Source organism: Aeromicrobium sp. P2_G6 (assembly GCF_056403535.1).
The window spans coordinates 1165644-1183886 of record NZ_JBFUFH010000001.1; the positions used below are offsets into that span (position 1 = coordinate 1165644).

General features: G+C 66.7%; 16 protein-coding genes. 10 read left to right on the forward strand and 6 right to left on the reverse strand.

Annotated features, from left to right (window positions below; all coding sequences use genetic code 11):
* The first annotated feature begins 3 nt into the window (after positions 1-3).
* The 3 genes from AC1DVU_RS05745 to AC1DVU_RS05755 all read left to right on the forward strand — a co-directional run bounded on the left by AC1DVU_RS05745 (position 4) and on the right by AC1DVU_RS05755 (position 3702).
* Positions 4-987: a sugar ABC transporter substrate-binding protein gene (locus AC1DVU_RS05745; protein ID WP_476921456.1), complete on the forward strand. Its 984-nt coding sequence runs from the start codon at positions 4-6 to the stop codon at positions 985-987.
* Positions 984-2060 (forward strand): ABC transporter permease, encoded by a 1077-nt coding sequence (locus AC1DVU_RS05750; RefSeq protein WP_476921457.1) that lies wholly within the window; start codon positions 984-986, stop codon positions 2058-2060. The genes AC1DVU_RS05745 and AC1DVU_RS05750 overlap by 4 nt, the downstream gene beginning before the upstream one ends.
* Before the next feature lie 79 nt (positions 2061-2139).
* The gene (locus tag AC1DVU_RS05755) at positions 2140-3702 is read left to right on the forward strand and encodes a sugar ABC transporter ATP-binding protein (RefSeq protein WP_476921458.1); all 1563 of its coding nucleotides are present in this window, start codon (positions 2140-2142) and stop codon (positions 3700-3702) included.
* 88 nt (positions 3703-3790) lie between these two features.
* Here AC1DVU_RS05755 and AC1DVU_RS05760 read toward each other — a convergent pair whose 3' ends face one another.
* On the reverse strand, positions 3791-4246 hold the full coding sequence (locus AC1DVU_RS05760; RefSeq protein WP_476921459.1) for a nuclear transport factor 2 family protein: 456 nt from the start codon (positions 4244-4246) through the stop codon (positions 3791-3793).
* A gap of 191 nt (positions 4247-4437) precedes the next feature.
* Here AC1DVU_RS05760 and AC1DVU_RS05765 point away from each other — a divergent pair, with 191 nt between their 5' ends.
* From AC1DVU_RS05765 to AC1DVU_RS05785, 5 genes are all read left to right on the forward strand, one after another.
* Positions 4438-4929 carry a nuclear transport factor 2 family protein gene (locus tag AC1DVU_RS05765; RefSeq protein ID WP_476921460.1) on the forward strand — a complete coding sequence of 164 codons (492 nt, stop codon included), beginning with the start codon at positions 4438-4440 and terminating at the stop codon, positions 4927-4929.
* A 14-nt stretch (positions 4930-4943) separates the two neighbouring features.
* Complete coding sequence (locus tag AC1DVU_RS05770; protein ID WP_476921461.1) at positions 4944-6575, forward strand: carboxylesterase/lipase family protein; 1632 nt, start codon at positions 4944-4946, stop codon at positions 6573-6575.
* Positions 6576-6667: 92 nt separating this feature from the next.
* Positions 6668-7096, forward strand: a complete 429-nt coding sequence (locus tag AC1DVU_RS05775; protein ID WP_476921462.1) for a nuclear transport factor 2 family protein — start codon at positions 6668-6670, stop codon at positions 7094-7096.
* Between the two features lie 25 nt (positions 7097-7121).
* Positions 7122-7361, forward strand: a complete 240-nt coding sequence (locus AC1DVU_RS05780) for a hypothetical protein (RefSeq protein WP_476921463.1) — start codon at positions 7122-7124, stop codon at positions 7359-7361.
* Positions 7362-7872: 511 nt separating this feature from the next.
* Positions 7873-9897, forward strand: a complete 2025-nt coding sequence (locus AC1DVU_RS05785) for a right-handed parallel beta-helix repeat-containing protein (protein WP_476921464.1) — start codon at positions 7873-7875, stop codon at positions 9895-9897.
* Positions 9898-9984: 87 nt separating this feature from the next.
* Here AC1DVU_RS05785 and AC1DVU_RS05790 read toward each other — a convergent pair whose 3' ends face one another.
* The 3 genes from AC1DVU_RS05790 to AC1DVU_RS05800 form a co-directional block, all read right to left on the reverse strand.
* A complete protein-coding gene (locus AC1DVU_RS05790; RefSeq protein WP_476921465.1) occupies positions 9985-10371 on the reverse strand; it encodes a cupin domain-containing protein in 387 nt (128 codons plus the stop codon).
* Complete coding sequence (locus AC1DVU_RS05795; protein WP_476921466.1) at positions 10368-11687, reverse strand: FAD-binding oxidoreductase; 1320 nt, start codon at positions 11685-11687, stop codon at positions 10368-10370. The genes AC1DVU_RS05790 and AC1DVU_RS05795 overlap by 4 nt, the downstream gene beginning before the upstream one ends.
* Before the next feature lie 110 nt (positions 11688-11797).
* Positions 11798-14761, reverse strand: a complete 2964-nt coding sequence (locus tag AC1DVU_RS05800) for a helix-turn-helix transcriptional regulator (protein ID WP_476921467.1) — start codon at positions 14759-14761, stop codon at positions 11798-11800.
* A gap of 241 nt (positions 14762-15002) precedes the next feature.
* Between AC1DVU_RS05800 and AC1DVU_RS05805 the strand changes: the two genes are divergently transcribed.
* Positions 15003-15926, forward strand: a complete 924-nt coding sequence (locus AC1DVU_RS05805) for a patatin-like phospholipase family protein (protein WP_476921468.1) — start codon at positions 15003-15005, stop codon at positions 15924-15926.
* A gap of 13 nt (positions 15927-15939) precedes the next feature.
* Here the strand turns inward: AC1DVU_RS05805 and AC1DVU_RS05810 are convergent, their stop codons facing one another.
* Positions 15940-16230, reverse strand: coding sequence for an ANTAR domain-containing protein (locus tag AC1DVU_RS05810; RefSeq protein WP_476921469.1), 291 nt, complete (start codon positions 16228-16230; stop codon positions 15940-15942).
* Positions 16231-16364: 134 nt separating this feature from the next.
* On the opposite strand from AC1DVU_RS05810, the gene AC1DVU_RS05815 reads away from it, so the two are divergent.
* Positions 16365-17045 carry a hypothetical protein gene (locus AC1DVU_RS05815; protein ID WP_476921470.1) on the forward strand — a complete coding sequence of 227 codons (681 nt, stop codon included), beginning with the start codon at positions 16365-16367 and terminating at the stop codon, positions 17043-17045.
* On the opposite strand, the gene AC1DVU_RS05820 is transcribed toward AC1DVU_RS05815, so the two are convergent.
* Positions 16978-18210, reverse strand: a complete 1233-nt coding sequence (locus AC1DVU_RS05820; RefSeq protein WP_476921471.1) for a cytochrome P450 — start codon at positions 18208-18210, stop codon at positions 16978-16980. The two genes, AC1DVU_RS05815 and AC1DVU_RS05820, sit on opposite strands and share 68 nt — an antisense overlap.
* Positions 18211-18243: the final 33 nt, after the last annotated feature.

Here is an 18243-nt window from a genome sequence, read left to right on the forward strand (position 1 = left end):
GCTATGAAGCCGGTCAACACACTTGACGCGCCCACGAAGCCGTTCACTCCGCCGACCGGCAAGAAGATCCTCATCATGCCCTGCGGCAGCTCTGGCCAGGGTTGTGTCAACGAGGCAAAGGTCGAGAAGCAAGTTGCAGAGTCGCTGGGATGGACGGTCAAGATGGCCGATGGGAAGTTGGATCCCACCACCTGGAATCAGGTAGTGAAGCAAGCCGCCGACTCGGGTATCGATGGGATCATCGCCGTCTCGGCGGATCCCAACCTCTATACCGAGGCCATGGCAGCAGTGAAGGCGAAGGGCATACCGTTCGTGCTCACGCAGCAGCCCCCCGGTGACAAGGATGTCGACGGAATCGGCGCCTACGTTGCGACTGACCCGATTCCGGGCGGAAAGGATGTTGCGGACTGGATCAAGGCTGATTCCGACGGCAAGGCCAACGTCGTCGTGCTCGACTTCCCGGGATTCTCAGCAGTCCAGGCGCGAGCCAAGTCGATCGTCGACAATATCAAGGCCGACTGCTCGGGCTGCAAGGTCAAAAAGGTCAATGTCTCCGTGCAGACCATGGGAACGAGCCTCACACCCCTCGTCACGTCGCAGCTTCAGAAGGACCCGAGCATCGACTACATCTGGGGATCGGACGACTGCTGCGTCAGCTTCATGCAGCAGGGTATCCAGGTGGCTGGAAAGTCTTCGAGCGTCAAGCTCCTCTCCATGACCGGCTACCCCGACCAGATGACCCAGCTCAAGACTGGCGAAATGGCCGCGGAGCTGGCGAGTGCCACACCGTACTCGGGTTGGCTTGCCGTCGACAGCCTCGGCCGTCTGATGGCGGGCGAGCCGCTGGAAAAGAAGTTCTGGCCCGTCCCGCAGCGCATCTGGTCCTCCGAGACGATCGGTGATGCCCCCGCTTCCGTGTACAAGGTGGGCTGGGACACCGAGGTCGACTACGAGCCAATGTTCAAGAAGTTGTGGGGTCAGAAGTGAGCAAGCGCATGCAACTGGAAGCCGAATCGCCAATCAGCGTCGATCATGACGATATGGTCTCGGCCGAACCGGCAGAGATGAGCAACGAGAGCCGTAGCCCCTCGAGGCGTGGGCTGACCAGCGAGAGACTCTCCGACTTCACGTCCCGATTCGCGCTCGTCGGCGTCCTGGTCGTGCTGTGGGTGGGGTTCAGCCTGAAGAACCCTGACGTGTTCGCCACGACGTCGAACCTCCAGACGATTCTGTCCGTGCAGGCGACGACGGGACTGCTGGCTTTGGCGGTAGTGGTCCCGCTCGTCGCCGGACAGTTCGATCTTTCCACGGGATTCCAGCTCGGACTCGCGCAGAGTTTGTGTGCCGTGCTGGTGATCAGGGAGCAGTGGCCTCCGCTGCTGGCACTCGTGGTGGTCCTTGTGGTCGGCTTGGTGATCGGAACGATCAACGGACAGCTCATCACTCGGCTCGGGCTGCCATCGTTCACCACCACGCTCGGCGTCGGCATGGTGGTCCTCGGTCTCACGGAGTGGCTGACGTCGAACCAAGTCATCACAGGCCCCGCCGCGGCTTGGTTCTTCGACCTCGGTCGCACCCGGGTGGCCGGCATCCCCCTGCCGTTCGTCTATCTCGCGATCGTCGCGATCCTGCTGTACGTCCTGCTCGAATTGACCGTGTGGGGGCGTCGCTCATACGCCGTTGGCGCGAATCCGGTTGCCGCTCGCCTTTCGGGCATCGCGGCCGACCGCCAGATCCGCCAGAGCTTCGTCATCGCCGGCTTCCTATGTGCGCTGGCGGGATGCATCTCGATGATGAGCTTGGGCGGCTCGTCGCCGGTGATCGGCCTCGGGTCACTGCTGCCGGCATTCGCCGCGTCCTTCCTGGGCGCGACCTGCTTCCGGCCTGGGCGCTACAACGTCGCCGGCACCGTGATTGCCGTTTACGTCATAGGCGTTGGCATCACCGGTCTTCAGCAACTGGGCGCGGAGAGCTACGTGCAGGACCTGTTCAACGGTGCGGCTTTGCTGATCGCGCTTGTCATCTCAACCATCGCACGCCGCCGCCGGGTGGCGGCCTGAACCGCAGGCACACCGGGTCGGACCGACGCAGAAACGGGTTTCGTCCGATGGGGTCGGCACCGACTAAGGAAGGCAACGCATGAGCGTGACAGACACTGGGCGGATCGACGAGCACCCGGCCCTGAGGTTCTCCCACCTGACCAAGTGCTTCGGGCACAGCGAGGTTCTTGAGAACGTCTCGTTCGACGTCCGGCCGGGGGAGATCCACGCTCTCCTGGGCGCGAACGGCGCCGGCAAGTCGACGCTCATCAAGATCCTTGCGGGCGTCTACAGCCTCGACTCCGGCACGATCGAGGTGCATGGCGAGCCGCTGCCTGCGGGCCACGGCCCCGATGATGCCAAGGCAGCCGGGATCGCGTTCGTGCACCAGGACCTCGGGCTGGTGGAAGACATCAGCGTCGCCGACAACATCGCTCTGCAGCTCGGCTTCGAGAAGCGACGAGGGCTGGTCAGCGCCCGTGCCACCTCGGTGAAGGTGGCGAAGGTGCTCGAGTCGGTAGGCGCGGACTTCTCTCCCGACCGGCTGGTCAACACATTGTCCCGCGACGAGCAGGTCCTGTGTGCCGTCGCGCGGGCTCTCGCGTTGAACCCCAGCATCGTGATCCTGGACGAGGTCAGTGCCAGTCTGCCCAAGCCGGAGGTGGAACGCCTGTCGCGATCGCTCCGGACCATGCGCGGCGGCGGGGTGGCCTTCGTCTACGTCACGCATCGCCTGGACGAGCTGACCGACCTCGTAGACCGGGTGACGGTCCTGCGTAACGGCAAGCTGGTGTGCACCACCTCGATGGCCGACCTGACGCATGAGGCACTGGTCAAGCACATCGTTGGCTCCGAGGCGCTGGCCGCGCAATCGTTGTCGACGGCGCAGCTGGACCGTTCGTGGAGCGAGAGCGATCCAGCGCACTTGGTGGTCCGCCAGCTGACGACCCACGAGCTGCCGCAGCCTATCTCGTTCGAGGTGCGGGCTGGTGAGATCCTCGGAATCTGCGGGCTCGTGGGTAGCGGCACTCGTGAGCTCGCGCAGACGCTCGCGGGCGCCCGCCACGTCACCGGAGGGTCCGCTGAGCTCTCCGGGGAGCCCCTTCCGCTCGGGAGCCCCGAGGCGATGAGCCGCCGCGGCTGTGCCGTCGTACCAGGCGACCGGGTGCGCGAGGGGATCGTCACAGGTCTTGCACTCAGGGAGAACCTGCTGCCGACGCGTCGTGAGTTCGGGGCGTGGTCACGAATTGGCTTCCGGAGCCCCAAGCGGGAGACCAGCGCGGTCCTGCAGACGTGCGACAAGTTCGGCGTCGTCCCGCGAGACCAGGCCGACCGCGACATCGCGGACCTCAGCGGCGGCAACCAGCAGAAGGTCGTCTTCGCCCGGGCTCTCGCGGACCGGCCCGAGGTCGCAGTCCTGGAGGATCCGACCGCCGGCGTCGACATCGGCTCTCGGGCGGTGCTGTACGACCTGATCAACGAGGCAGCGCAGGCCGGCACCGCGGTGGTGCTGATCAGTACTGACTTCGAGGAGGTGGCCGCTCATGCGCACCGCGTGCTCGTGCTGAGCAACGGGACGATTGCCACCGAGTTCACCGACGCACGCACGGTAAGCGCCGACCAGCTGGCTGAGGCGAGCTACGCGGTGGCGCCCGCCGTGTGAGAGGTTCCCGCGTAGCGAGGAGCCCGACGGTCAGTGACCGCCGGGCTCCTCTGCGTCGCCCTAGTTCAGGGCCGCCGGGACGCGGACGTCACGCGTCCTGCATCGTCACCCTCATGACCTCGACGGGGTCGAGGTAGAAGACGTTGATCTCGCTGATCAGCCCGTCGCGGAACATCATGAAGTGCCCCACGCGGGTGTCGAGCAGCTTGCCCGTGCTGCGTGCCGTGGCGCGCATCCGCATGTAGATCGCGACGCCGTCCTCGCCCTCGAAGTGCTTGATGTCGGTTAGCTGGAGCGACGACCAGGTTTCGGTGAACTCCGCGAAAAGTCGCTCCATACCGGCGGCTCCGTGCCATTCGCCCGGCCACGGGACGGTCGGGCCCTGACGGGCCACGATGTCGGGGTGGAGGTGTGAGCCGAGCTCGGTGAAGTCCGCCCCTGCGGGTGCGCCGCCGGCTGCTACATACCGCTGCTCCGTCTCGTAGAAGCTGTGCAGGACGTCGATTGGTCGGCGTGCCGGTGAGCTGGGGGTGGCGGTAGTCATATGCGCTCCTGGTGATCATAACGTTGAATATCAGACCTATATGTCAGAAGAGGCCTCGTCAAGGGGAGGCCGCCAGGATTCTGCGCTGTTTAACAATATTGATAAATAGTTGAAGTTTGCGTCGAAACACTTCTAGGCTGACGCCCATATCGACCTGTAAGACCGGTCGTCGGACGGCCTGAGGAGGCACCGTGTCGGATCCTGCCGAGGCGATCCAATTGCTCACCGATCGCGCGGACATCATCGACGTGGCGAACAGATTCGCGTCCGGCATCGATCACGAGCGGTGGGACCAGTACGGGTCGTGCATCGCTGACGAGATCGAGATCAGCCTGCCGGTCACGGGTGGATGGGTCCGATTGAAGCGCGAAGAGCTGCTGGCCGTCGCCACTCGGATCTATGCTCAGATCGAGGGCTCGCAGCACATCAGCGCGAACCACCAGGTCATGGTCTCGGGCGACGTCGCGACGTGTGTGGCCACACTGAACGCCACTCACTATCTCTCTGCGGACCACGACGAGCGGCTCCAGCGCGAGGTCGGCTATTACGAGTACACGCTGGGCCGAACGCCGGACGGTTGGAAGATCCACCGCATGCTGATGACGATCATGTGGGTCGAGGGGAACACCGACGCGTTCCGCCAGGTGCAGGCGAACGCCTCGATGCCCTCGGTCGGTGTGTGACGGAGGTGCCCACGATGCACGACTTCGTCACCGTCGAGTCGGGTGGATTGCGGGGTCTTACCGGGGCAGACGGCAGTGTCAGGTCCTTCCTTGGAGTTCCGTACGCCGCGCCGCCCGTGGCTGACCTTCGGTGGCGCGCGCCGCAGCCGGCTCCGGAGTGGTCAGGCGTGCGCGAGGCAACGCAGTTCCGCGCGGCTGCTCGGCAGGGGCTCCTTCCCGACAATTCGATCTATGCGGCGATTCAGGCCGACACCGAATTCGACGAGGACTGCCTGTACCTGAACATCTGGACAGGCGCGTCGGGTGGGGCGGCAGACCGTCCGGTCATGGTGTGGCTGCATCCCGGTGCGTATCAGTTCGGCTCCGGCAACAGTGCGCTCTACAGCGGCACCGGATTCGCTCGAGAAGGCATCACACTCGTCACCGTTAACCATCGGCTCAATCGTTTCGGCTTCCTTGCGCATCCTTGGCTCTCTGAGGAGTCCGAGCACGGGGGATCGGGTAACTACGGCTTGATGGACATCGTTGCAGCGTTGGGCTGGATCCAGCGCAACATCGAGCAGTTCGGGGGAAACCGCGACAATGTCACGGTGTTCGGGGCGTCTGCTGGCGGCAACAGCGTGCACAACCTCCGGGCGATGCCCTCGGCCGCGGGCCTGTTCCACCGAGCGATCGCCCAGAGTGCCCCGGGGATCGGACCTGTGCTGAACGGGCCGGGCCATGCGCTCGGGCCGTCGACACTTGAGGCAGGCGAACGGGCAGGGCGAGAGCTCACTGATGCGCTGGGCGTGAACTCTCTTGCTGATCTGCGTCGCGTGCCGGCCGAGGTGATCGAGTCGGTCCAGCTGCCTCGCGCGGTCGGAGACTGGCGGTTCAAGATCCTGCCGGGAGCGGAGGTGAGCACCCATGTGTTCGACAGCGGCTACCCGGTGATCGACGGGTACGTCCTGCCGCGAAGCCCGATTGACGTCCATCGCACTGGTGATCAGCTGGATGTCCCCATCATCATCGGCAACACGAGCAACGAATCCTGCCCACTGCCCTATCTGACGTCCTTGTCGGACTACCGGCGGTTCCTCGCTGACGAGTTCGGCTCGTATGCGGAGGAGGCGTTCGTACTCTATCCAGCAAAGACTGATGGTGAAGTCGAGCGGGCCTCCGCCACGCTGGACGCTGATCGAACGTTCGTGTGGTCCAACCGCACGGCCACCCACCTGCAACACCAGACCGGCTCGGCGCCCGTGTGGCACTACTGGTTCGACCGTGCTCCCGCCATTCCTGAAGGCTACGTCGAGAAGGAGTACGCAGGCGCATTCCACCTCGCGGAGATCCCATACATCTTCCGAACCTTGGACGCTCCCAGTCGGGACGAGTGGCCGTGGAGCGACGCCGATCGCGAGCTCTCCCAACAGATCTCGACGGCGTGGATCAACTTCGCGCGGACGGGTGATCCCAATGGAGAGGGTGTGCCGACCTGGCTCACCTACGATCCGGACCTCCCGAGCACTTTGGTGTGGGATCTCAAAACGCACGTCGCGGATCCGTTGGACCGCGGACGCATGGAGTTCCTCGACCGGTTCAACGCCGTATGGGACGGAACCTCGGAGTCGGTCGCAACTTCCGCCGGCCTGGCTCGGCAGGGCTGACGACCTCATAGCGTCGTTGCCAGCGTTGACTATTCGACGCGTGCGATGGATAGTGAAAATGCCCACCAAAACGAGCGAAAGCAGGCGGTATCGTGACGGACTTCGACCCGCTGGCAAGCATCCAGCGTTTCTTCGATGCCGAGAACGAGTTCTGCCGCGCAGCGCCGGAAGCACGGGACATCACGATCATGCTCAAGGAGCTCGATCCTGACGTCGTCGTCCAGGTTCCCGATTCGTTGCCGCACGGCGGTACGTGGCGTGGTCACGACGGGTTCCGTGAGCTCTTCGACGTGGTCACTGAGACCTGGCAGGAGTTCGAGGTGGTCTACGACGAGACGAAGTGGCACAAGATCGATGACGAGCGCGTACTTATCGAAGGGGGACTTCGGGGCGTGGTCAAGGACAGCGGCCGCGTGGTTGAGATGCCGGTTCTCTCGTTGTTCACGTTTTCCGACCGCGGCGCGTCGCGCTTGGACCACTACTACAAAGACACCGCCGCGATTGTCTCGGCGGCCCAGTAGTCGGTGCGGGTCGAGACGACACGCAATGAATGCGGCCAACCTGGATGCATCACGCATGGGGAAATGCAATTCGCAGGCCGCCGGTGATGAGAGCTTCGATGTTGTGAGGCGCAAGAAGGTCAGGCATCACGACCTTCCGGGCGAGGAGGCCGTGAGGCTGCGCGGAGCCAGGCTCGCCGACGGGTGCATCGCGATGCTCGAGGCATCAGGCAAGCCGGCGTTCTGGGCCACAGCGATCGGATTCGATTTTCAAAACTATTCATAGCGAGCTGTGCCGCGATGCCGGCGCTATGTGGTCGCATTCGAAATGCGGCCCCTTAGATTGCAGATCGAAGCGCGGTCGGCGAGACGACTGCTGCGATCGTGGGACGCCAAGGGCTGCCTTTGGGTTACATCGTGGGCACATTTTGGGCACACTTTGTTGTGATCTAGCGGGATTCGGACACATCACCGTGATGCGAATTCATTGGAATGGCAGTGATTTCGTGAGTCGCGCGAGGTCGCAAAAGGCCGATTTTCGAGTTCAAATCCCACCGCCACCGCACGATGAAGACCCCGGTTGTGACTGGTTGCGCCAGGCAGAGCCGGGGCTTTTTCATGCGCGCCCAAGGCCTTTTCATTCGCGCGGCGAAGAGGAGTCGGCTGCAAAGGAAACATCACACGTTTCCTTGTGACAAACATCATACGTATGATAAATCTGTCTGCGGGGGGCATCGATGCCCACGATGAGAGAAAGCGATCGACCAATGATGTTGACGTCAGAATCGCGGAACTTGATGGGACGAGGGCGCAAGTCGGCAGCTCTTGCGTTGCTCGGCACAGGCATTGTCCTCGTGTCGGCGCTCGTCCCGATCCGTGCACAAGCCGATCCGGCGACGATCTACTACGCGTCACCGGACGGGAAGGACGGGGGACACTGTAGCCAGTCCCTGCCGTGTTCCCTCGAGCGCGCCCAGCACGTGGTGCGCCCCGCCGCCAAGCGTGGCGATGTGACCGTCCAGCTTGCCGATGGCACCTACCGCCTGTCCGACCCGTTGACGTTCGACGCGGCCGACGGCGGCGGTGAGCACACGGTCGAGTGGACGGCTGCGCCAGGCGCCCACCCGGTCATCACGGGGGCCTCAAAGGTCTCCGGGTGGTCGAAGTCGGACGCCGGCGACGGCCTCTGGGTCGCGGACACGCCTCAAGGGCTCGATACCCGGCAGCTGTACGTTGACGGTGCGATCGCCCCGCGCGCTGCCATTCGCCTGGCGAATGCGGACGTCACACCGACCGCGAAGGGCCTCACGATCAAGAACCCAGCCCTGAGCTATCTCGCGTCGCTCCCTGATCAGGGACGGATCGAGTTCGAATCGCTGGGAGACTTCACCAACCGCTACTCGCCCGTGAAGAGCATCAGCGAAACCGAGATCACGATGGCGCAGCCTGCGTGGGACAACAACACCTGGGGCTGGGACACGGTCCAGAACTCCTTCCTGGCGGGCCCCAGCTGGTACCTCGACAACTCGCTCAGCTTCCTCACCAAAGCGGGCCAGTGGTACATCGACCCGGACGAGGGCAAGCTCTACTACAAGCCCGCTGACGGCGTCGATCCCAACGGTCTCGACATCGAGCTGCCTCGGTTGGAGTCGCTGATCAGCATCGGCGGCACGTACGACCAGCCCGTTGAGGGGCTCGCGTTCAAGGGGATCCAGTTCTCCGGCACCTCCTGGCTCGGACCGTCGACCTATGGCTACGCCGTCCAGCAGAACGGCGCCTTCATCAAGGACGCGTACGACTACCGTCCGGCCGACGCCTTCAGCAGCTGCTCCCGAGGGTGCGAGATGTTCGAGCGTGCCCGCACCAGCTGGTCCCAGGAGCCCGCGGCCGTCCAGGTCTCGGCGGCCAGCCGAATCTCTTTCACCGAGAACACCTTCACCAACCTTGGTCAGTCGGCCCTCGGCATCGGGAACGACGCCAACGCCACGGTGACCGGAGTCGGATGGGGTGCGAGCGACATCGACGTGGTCGGCAACCGCTTCATGGAGGACAGCGGACACGGCATCGTCGTCGGCGGCGTGCTGCCGGATGCCCATCACCCCAGTGATCCGCGGATGACCAACGAGGACATCCTGCTCGAGAACAACACGGTTGACCGGGTCGCGGTGGACTACAAGGACAACAGTGGAATCCTCAGCACGTACGTGACGAACGCGCGCATCCCGCACAACGAGGTCTCGCACGTGCCCTACGACGGCATCGACACGGGGTACGGCTGGGGCATCAACGATGCGGGCGGATCCAACGACTACGTCGACCGCGGCTACTACAAGTGGAACACGCTCTACACGACGCCGACCACGCTGAAGAACACCCGGTTGGAGGGCAACCTCGTCCACGACACCAAGGCGCGCTTCGCCGACGGAGGGTCGATCTACAACCTGTCGGCCAACCCCGGGGCTGTCTTTGCGAAGAACTACCTGTTCAACATCTCCGGTGTCGGCCTGTATCTCGATGAGGGCTCGCGGGGGATGACCTGGGAGAACAATGTGGTGCAGGGTGGCTCGTTCGTCTTCACCAACGCGTACAGCCTCCGCAACAACACGAGCGACAACGTCATCCAGAACAACTGGTACAACTCCGGCGGAATCTCCGCCCCCAATGCGGCGGCGCACAACAACAAGCTGATCAACAACGTGAAGGTGAGTGGGACCAACTGGCCTCAACCTGCACGTGACGTGATCTGTGCCGCGGGTGTCGCGCCGGAGTACCGGACGGCGCTCAACGCGAACCAGGGCGGCTTCCCGGGATGCCCGAGCTGACGGGGCGGTGAGTTCTTTCTAGCACGACGGACCCCCGACTCCGCTGGGATTCCAGCGAAGTCGGGGGTCTCGTGCGTGGCGACGGCACTACGCCGATGCTCCTGCCTTCTCCGACCGCCGCCCGAGCCCGATGCGCCGGTCGAACCCGCCGGGTGCATGGACGTTGAGGAACCGCACGTCGCCAGGTCCGGAGTTGGCGAGGGCGTGGAGCGTGCCCGACGGCACGAGCACGAACGTGCCAGGCCCTGCCTGCAGCTGCCGGAGGTCGTCGCCGACGGTCACGGACAGCGTGCCGGCGAGCACCAGGAAGGAGTCGTCCTCCTCCTTGTGCCGGTGACCCTCGACGCCTTGGCCGGGCCTGAGCGTGATGATCGCCAGGTTGAAGAACGGCGTGTCCGTCGTACGCGCGAGGAACTCCACGTTGCCGACGCGTTGACCCTGCCCCGGTTCGACGACCACGACCGCGCGGCTCATCGCGCACCCACCGAGACTCGTGCGGGGCTCGTGAGCCCGCCGAAGAGGTCCCGGGGATCGGCCGACGCCTTGACGCGACGCAGTCGTTCGAGAGCGTCGGGCGTCCACAGGGAGCTCGCCTCCCTGGCGTGGCCGGCGAAGTTGACGAGCGACGAACCCGTCGACCACGGTTCCAGCGCGTCGATCACGGCAGCCGTCGCAGCAGGTGCGATGGCGGCGAGCGGCGGCGGCGCGGGCGCGATCACGGACAAGGAGTACGCGCCGTCGCGGCCTGCCACGGCATTCGGGGCCGCCGCGGGTCGGCCGAGCGCCCCGCCCATCAGCCGCAGCTCGACCACGGCCAGCGGCACGTCGACCTCCGGACCGGCCACCGCAAGCAGCGTGTCGATCAGGTCGGCGGGCATCGAACGCAGGAGGCCACCTCGCACGACTGCCGGCATCGGCTCGGTGGGATCCATGTGGATACGGTCCACCGCGGCGTACGACATGGGGCCGACGGAGTCGAGCAGCGGGACTGCGACCGTCCGCATCGGCGCCAGCAGGGCTTCACCGCGGTCGGCAGGGCCGGCATAGCCGAAGCGCAGCGCCAGACTGACCACCCCACGCAAGGGAGGCGGCACGTCGTCGGACGGCGGCAACCGGAGCAGGGCGACGGACGTCGTGACCTCCTCCGGCATGGTCGGTGCCCACGCGGAGAAGGCGTGCAGCACGTCCTCGACCGCATCCGCGCCGAAGATCATGGCTCCGCCGAAGAACTCGGGCACCGGGAACAGGTCGAACTCGAGGGCCGAGACGATCCCGAACCGACTCTGACCGCCGCGGACGGCCCAGAAGAGGTCGGGGTCGCTCTCGGCCGTCACGGTCCGGATCTCGCTGTCGGCGGTCACCAGCTCGATCGAGCGAACGTGGTCAGCCGCGAAGCCGTGGCGCCGCGCGAGATGTCCCATCCCGCCACCGAGGGTGTAGCCGACGACGCCCACACCCGAGGACGAACCCGACAGCGGTGCGAGCCCGTGGGGCACGGCGGCGTCGATCACCTGCCGCCATCGGACACCCGCCTCGACTCTCGCGACCCGCATCACGGGGTCGATCTCGACGCGCTGCATGCCGCTGGTCGAGACCAGCACCGTGTCCTCGGACACCGCGGCCGCCCCGTGCCCGGTGGCCTGGACCGCAACCTTGAGGCCCTCGCCATTCGCGTAGCGGATCGCTGCCGCGATGTCTTTCGCGGTGCTGGCTGCGACCACGAATGCGGGTCGATGCTGGACGGCCAGGTTGAAGCCGGGCAGCTGCTCGTGCGTGTATGACGTACTCATCTCGTTCCTCCTCGACGCCTCCGCACGGTGCGGATCGGCATGACGTCGACTCTGGAACTAAGGACAGGCCTCAGAGATGAGGAATTCGCGCAGTTCTCGACCTCACAGGCCTACGAGGTGGAGCGATCCGGTCCGAGTACGTCCAGCAGTCCGCGGCGCTGGGCCACCGTGACCGCCTCGGTGCGGCTGGCGGCATTCAGCTTCGCCATGACGTTGCTCAGGTGCACGCTGGCGGTCTTCGCGCTGATGAACAGTCGCGCGCCGATCTCGCGGTTCGTCAGGCCTTCCGCCACCAGCTCGAGGACCTCCCGTTCCCGTTCGGTCAGCACCCCGTCTCCCGCCGATGCGGTGCCGCTCAGGCGTGCTCCGCTCACCGTCGCCGCAACCGCTCGTTGGAGCGGGGCCGCCCGCATCTGCGCGGCCGCCACGGCTGCGGCATCGGCATGGATGCGGGCAGCGTCGCGGTCACCCGCAGCGATGCAGGCCTCGGCGAGCCGCCAATGGCAGCGGGCCTGCTCGTAGACGTGACCGAAGCCGTACGCGTCCAGCGCGCGTTGCCAGAGCTCGACGGCCGGATCCCCGTTCAACCGGGCGTGCTCAGCCAGGGCGCGGGCATGCCAGGCGTGGCCTTCAGGTCCCAGGTCGCCGGGGCGACCGTGCCCGCCAGAGACGACTCGCGCGACCCGCTGCCGGAGGATCTCGCCGCGCTCCACCGCGGCGACCACCCCGGCCTCGTCGCGGCGCTGCCGGCAGTACGCCGCCTCGTCGGCCAGCGCGGCGAGCCCCAACGCCGACAGCCACAGGCCGCCGTACATCCCCTCGCCCGCGACCGAGTCCAGATGGATCTGCGCGCGCTCGGCCATCGCGGCCGCAGCGGTGAACTCGCCCTGCCACCCGAGGTGGTCGGACTCGCACCCACCTGCCACCAGCCCGACCTGAGGATCGGTCTCCCAGCTCTCGCGCAGCCGGTCGAACCGGCGTTCAACGTCGTCGAGCCCACGGGCGACGGCCGCATAGCAGCTCACGGCTGCGAGCCTGGCGGCAGCGACGTCCGGTGGCCTGCCCTCGAACGCCTCTGCTGCGTCCAGGCTGCCGGCGAGGTCGCCCGTCAGATACAGCGCTATCGCGTGCAGCAGCCTGAGCTCGACGCCGTGACTGCTCCACCGCAGGCCGCTTTCCGTCGCCCTGGCAACGGCAGCCTTGAGGACGGGCAACGACCCCTCGATGTCGCCGTTGTAGTAGTGCAGCGACGCCAGCGCGTAGTGCGCCCGCAGCTCGGCTGCCAGATCGCGCTCTGACCTGGCCAGCCGCAGGGCTGACCCGAGCCGCTGGGTCGCGACGTCACGATCTCCCTCGAGCTCTGCGAGGAACGCCGCAGTCGTGAGCGCTTCGACCTCGAGACCTGGCGATCGCGCAGCCTGCGCCTCGACGAGAGCGCGCTCAACGTGCGTGCGGGCGTCATCGGTGCGATGGGCCAAGATCAAGGCCCGGGCCAGTATGACGCGAGCAAGGGCTGCGGAGGTCGCGTCGACGTCAGCAACGTCGGCGAGGCGAACGGCTTCCTCAGCAGAGCGCACCGCCAGGTCACCGGCATCGACCGCCAGCAGCTGACGACCGAGCTCCGCGTGTGCCTGCACTGCGCCGGTCGCGTCTTCGCCGGGATCGCAGAGCTCGACGGCTCGCCGGGCCCACTCGACGGCCCGAGTCGGCTCGCCGGCAAGGCCGGCGGCACGTGCCGCGAGTACGGCGATCCGGCCTTCCGGCTCTCCGGCGAGCGCGTCCGCGTCTTCGACATTCGGCCATTCGGCGAGGGCGCGTTCGAGGTGTTGGAACGCCTCGCTCGCGGCCAGGACGCGGGTGGCCTCCTCGGCGGCACGGAGCGACCACACGAGCGTCTTCGGTGCGTCCTGCGCCTCCGTGAAGTGGTACGCGACCTCGGCGGGAGATGCCGAACCTGCAGCACCCGACTCGAGTGCCGCGGCATGAGCCGCATGGAGCCTCGCGCGCACGCCGGGCAGGAGATCGTCGTGGACAGCCATGCGCAGCAGGTCGTGCGCAAAGGAGTAGCCGGAGCCGTCCGGTGTCAGCACCCCTGCGGCCACCGCGATCCGCAGCGCCTCGTCGATGGCGGCGTCGGTCAGCCCGACGACCTGGCGCAGCACTCGGTCGGGCACTGGGTGGGCAACGATTGCGGCGCATCGCACGACGGTCTGCGCGTCGTCCGAGAGACTGTCCAGCCTGCCGACCAGCAGATCCGCCAGTGCTCGCGGGACGCCCTCGTCGACCCTGCCCGTACGCCCTATGGACGCAGCCAGCGTCTGCACATAGTAGGGATTTCCACCGGTACGACGGAACACCTCGTCGGCAACTCCTGCGTCCGCCGGGCCGCCCTCGACTCGCGCGAGGTAGTCAGCGACCTCGCTCTCGTCGAACGGGTCGAGGTCCAGGCGCTGGACCGAAGGCAGGCGGCCGACCTCGTTGAGCAGCTGGCGGATCCGGGGACGTGCTGCCAGCCCATCGGTCCGTACGGTCGCCACCACCATGACTCGTGCGTCGATCATGCGGCTGAGCAGGAACCGCAGGAATTCTGCCGAAGAGGCGTCCACCCACTGCAGGTCCTCTATCGCTACGACGACCGGACCGCGGATGCGCCCGGCTCCAGCGACGATCGCCGCCGCCGCGTCGAAGAGCTGGAGTCGCCGTGACTCGTCGACGGACCCGTCGCGCGCCGAGTCCGGGTCGGTCAGGGCGGCCACGACCGGATGCCGGTCGAGCACGGAGGAGATGTCGGGATCCGTCCCGGCCAGCGCTTGAAGGCCGCGCACCAGGTCGATCAGGGCCAGGTAGGGCGGGCCGGGATCGCCCAGATCGACGCATTGCGCCCGCAGCACCAGGCCTTCGGGGTGGGCCGAATCGTCAAGCAGAGCGCGGATCAGCCGACTCTTTCCGACGCCCGCGGCGCCCGCGACGAGGACCGCGCTGGGGTCGCCCTCGGCTGCCCTGCGCACCGCGTCACGCAGGATCGCCAGCTCGCGCTCGCGACCCACGAGCGGCACGTCGCCGTGGACTCCCACGTCGAAATCATCGCACCGGACACTGGACCCGCGCATCGGAACTGCGCCGGGAGCATGCCGGCCCACGATTGCGCGCCGCGTCATCGACGGGTTAGAGTCCCAGCGATCGTCATCGACTGGCAGGAGGTGAGACCCCATGAACGCAGTTTCCGAAACGGGTGCTCCCCTGCAGTGCACGATCTCGCGACTGAGGTAGTCGCCACGGGGAGCGCCTGACATGCACTTCGCGAAAGGCAACCCGATGAACACAGCACTTTTTCCCACCCTGCATTTCACCCCCACGACCGGCGAGCGAGCCCTGGTGCTCGGTGGTGGCGGGTCGACCGGCAACGCCTGGCTGATCGGCGTCATCGCCGGCCTGTTCGATGCCGGGCTGGACGTGACCACGGCAGACCTGACCATCGGTACGTCCGCCGGTTCGACGGCTGCTGCCCAGCTAGCCGGCGCCACTCCGACCGAGCTGTTTGCCGCCACCGTTGCCGGGGTTCCGCAGCAACGCACTCGTCCGGCCGGATCCGGCCAACGCCCGGCAAGGCCGATGGCGGACCAGCTCGAGAGATTCCGCACAGTCATCGCCTCCTCTGACGACGTGGCCGACATGCGCCGCAAGATGGGTACAGCGGCGCTCGAGCGGGAGGCGGCGTCGGACGGGTCGTGGCAGGCACTGTGGCGCACCACAGTCGCGTCGCGACTGCCCGGTCGGACCTGGCCGAAGCGTGCGGTCCTCATCACGGCGGTCGACGCACGTACGGGTGAACCGGTCGTGCTCGACCGTCACAGCGGGGTCGATCTGGCGGACGCCGTCGCTGCGAGCTGTGCCGGAGGTGGCCTCCCCTACAGGATCGGGGACACCCCATACCTCGACGGCGGCTATCGAGCCAACGCCGAGAACGCCGACCTGGCAGTCGGCCATGCGCGGGTGCTGGTGCTGTCACCGCTCGGTGGGGGAACGCTGCATCCGCTGGACTGGGGCACGCGGCTCGCCGTGCAGGTCGACCACCTACGTGCGTACGGCAGCAGGGTCGAGACGCTCTTCCCGGAAAGCGACTCCGAGCACATGTTTGGCGCGAATGCGATGGACCTGTCGCTGCGTCCGCCGGCTGCTCAGGCGGGCTACGACCAGGGCAAGGCCCAGGCCGAGCGGCTCGCAGAGTTCTGGCGCTGACGGCTGGCGGGTCTCAGGTCTCGTGCCCGAGGATTCGTTGAGCCGCCTCGGCCATCGTGAGCCCGCGTGCGGCGGCGTCCTGGACCAGGACATGACGCGCCTCGTCGATCGACAGCTCGAGCACCTCGGCGAGGAAGCCGGTCGCCTGCTCGACCGGCATCCAGGAAGGAGTCTCGATCGAGACGTGAGCGGACTGCGCGATCCGTTGCCGCAGCCGGCGACCGGCGTCTCCGCCCAGCCGACTGTCGAGCTCGACTGGCGTGACCGGGTCCTCGTACTCGAGCTTCCGGCGCTTCCTTGCCATGGTCCAACCTCCGTGCGGCCTTCACACAACAGGTCCCCGTCCCATCGCCTATCGTCTCAGCGATTCACGCCTCGGCGCAATGAGCCCTTGCTGGTTGCACCCGATCGGCGCATGCTGGAGTTGGAGGAGAAATCATGGCTACTCATCCCGTTCCCGACAGCCTGCCGGTCCTGTCCCGCGGCAAGCATCGCTCCGCTCGTAAGGGTGCCTGCTTCATGGAGATGGCGTCAGTGCTCGCGAATGAGCCGTGGAGCGACCGGCCGAGCTGCACTCATCCGTTGCTCGGCGACCTCGCCAGGCTCGTCAACGACAACACCAGCGACCAGAACCGCGGCGAGCTCGCGGTGCTCATCCCGTCCGTGATCGGGCTCCGCGGCGGCAGCGTGGAGTGGATGGTCGAGTTGACCTCCGCCGTCGCGTTGCACGCCATCCCGAATGTTCCGGAGCCCTCGCAGCGCGCCCTCGCTGTGGGTCTGATCCGGTGCAGCGAGCTGGCTTCCGCCGACGCCGTTGATCGAGCCGCGGAGCGGGCCCCCGGCGCGATGGCGTGGGCACACGAGTTCGCGGCCGGCTCGAGGACCACCGAGAAGCAGTTCGCCAAGCGCACCGCACCGACGGTGATTCGGTGCGCGGTGCGAGGGCTGATGGCTTCGGCGACCACCCAGGACGAGATCGACAGCCGACTGCGTGAGCTGCTGCGGGAGGCGATCGCCGCCGCCGAGCGCGTCGAATCTGCTCAGGCAGCGCTCACCCGACGCGCAGTCGCTGCCGAGGCTTCGGCGGCATCCGGCGCAGCCCGGGCTCGCCACCGATGAACGAGTAGCGCAGGGCCGCGAGCCTCGGCACGAGGGTCACCAGGACCGCCAAGGTCATGTCCTCCCCGGGGCAGCGGTGACCCGTGCGCCGGTCGCCGCCACCTTGCGGAACGAGGTTGTAGGGGGTGACGGGTGTCGTGTGGAAGCGGCGAGGGTCGAACGTGTCCGGATCTTGCCAGATGCGCGGGTCGTGGTTGGTTCCCCACGCGTCGAGCACGATCAGCGATCCGCCCGGGATCGCCGCACCGTGGTGGACCAGGTCCTGGGTGGCGCGGGTCGCGAGGAAGGGGACGAACGGGTACGTCCGACGTACCTCTTGGGCCAGGTCCATCGGCGACACGGACTCGGGGAGGATGTCCTCCCAGCGCCGCCCGGACTCGCACCTCAGCGCGAGGCCGCTGATCAGCCACGACACCGCCACGAGCGGGCGAATCAGGTTGATGATCTCGACCGCTGCGGTGTGGACGTCGAGACGATTGCCATGCTCGTCCCGGTATGCGACCACCGTGCCGGCCGGGGTGTGGGCTTCCGCTGCGGCTCGTCGCGCATCCCGGACGAATGACTCGACCCACGACTGCGTACGCCGCCGCGCCGCCCTGGCCCTGAGCTGACGGGACGACGGCGCGCCGAACCCATCGACCAGGGCCAGCATGTCGTGGGTCCGTGCACGCGTATATGGTCCCGAGTCCGGCAGCCCAACCCATGCGGTGCCGGCCTCGAACAGGATCTCGGCGATCTGGTCGAAGACATCCACATAGCCCCGCCACCGCGGCGCACGGTCGTCCCATCTCTTCGCGATCCCGGCGCAGACCTCCGTGCTGGCGTACTCGTCGAGCAGTCGGTTGAACACCGCCTTGCGATGCAGGTGCGCGTCGCCGTCGAGCATGTGGACAGCCCCCATGCCGAACAACGCACCGACGAGCGAGGTGGGGAGCGCCGTCGATCGTTCGGCGTGGGGTGTCTCGTAGAAGAACTGCGCGGCCTCAGGGCCGCGGATCACCGTGACGGGTTCGTTGAGGAGGAGCGTCTGGACGATCTCGGAACCAGTCCGCTGCCTCATCAGCTCCCAATGGCGGTAGCCGTGCTGCAGCAACCCGACCGGCTGGCCGATCGCCTCGCGCGGACGGGCTGACAGTGTCGGTGCCGCGGATCGGTGGGAGGTCATGCTGGTTGTAGTGCCCCTCCGAAGCCGCCCCAT

Bases quoted from the DNA above. Each gene is read 5' to 3' on its own strand.
- AC1DVU_RS05745 (WP_476921456.1), top strand. From the start codon at position 4: ATGAAGCCGGTCAACACACTTGACGCGCCCACGAAGCCGTTCACTCCG.
- AC1DVU_RS05755 (WP_476921458.1), top strand. From the start codon at position 2,140: ATGAGCGTGACAGACACTGGGCGGATCGACGAGCACCCGGCCCTGAGG.
- AC1DVU_RS05760 (WP_476921459.1), bottom strand. From the start codon at position 4,246: ATGACTACCGCCACCCCCAGCTCACCGGCACGCCGACCAATCGACGTC.
- AC1DVU_RS05770 (WP_476921461.1), top strand. From the start codon at position 4,944: ATGCACGACTTCGTCACCGTCGAGTCGGGTGGATTGCGGGGTCTTACC.
- AC1DVU_RS05780 (WP_476921463.1), top strand. From the start codon at position 7,122: ATGAATGCGGCCAACCTGGATGCATCACGCATGGGGAAATGCAATTCG.
- AC1DVU_RS05785 (WP_476921464.1), top strand. From the start codon at position 7,873: ATGGGACGAGGGCGCAAGTCGGCAGCTCTTGCGTTGCTCGGCACAGGC.
- AC1DVU_RS05790 (WP_476921465.1), bottom strand. From the start codon at position 10,371: ATGAGCCGCGCGGTCGTGGTCGTCGAACCGGGGCAGGGTCAACGCGTC.
- AC1DVU_RS05795 (WP_476921466.1), bottom strand. From the start codon at position 11,687: ATGAGTACGTCATACACGCACGAGCAGCTGCCCGGCTTCAACCTGGCC.
- AC1DVU_RS05805 (WP_476921468.1), top strand. From the start codon at position 15,003: ATGAACACAGCACTTTTTCCCACCCTGCATTTCACCCCCACGACCGGC.
- AC1DVU_RS05810 (WP_476921469.1), bottom strand. From the start codon at position 16,230: ATGGCAAGGAAGCGCCGGAAGCTCGAGTACGAGGACCCGGTCACGCCA.
- AC1DVU_RS05815 (WP_476921470.1), top strand. From the start codon at position 16,365: ATGGCTACTCATCCCGTTCCCGACAGCCTGCCGGTCCTGTCCCGCGGC.
- AC1DVU_RS05820 (WP_476921471.1), bottom strand. From the start codon at position 18,210: ATGACCTCCCACCGATCCGCGGCACCGACACTGTCAGCCCGTCCGCGC.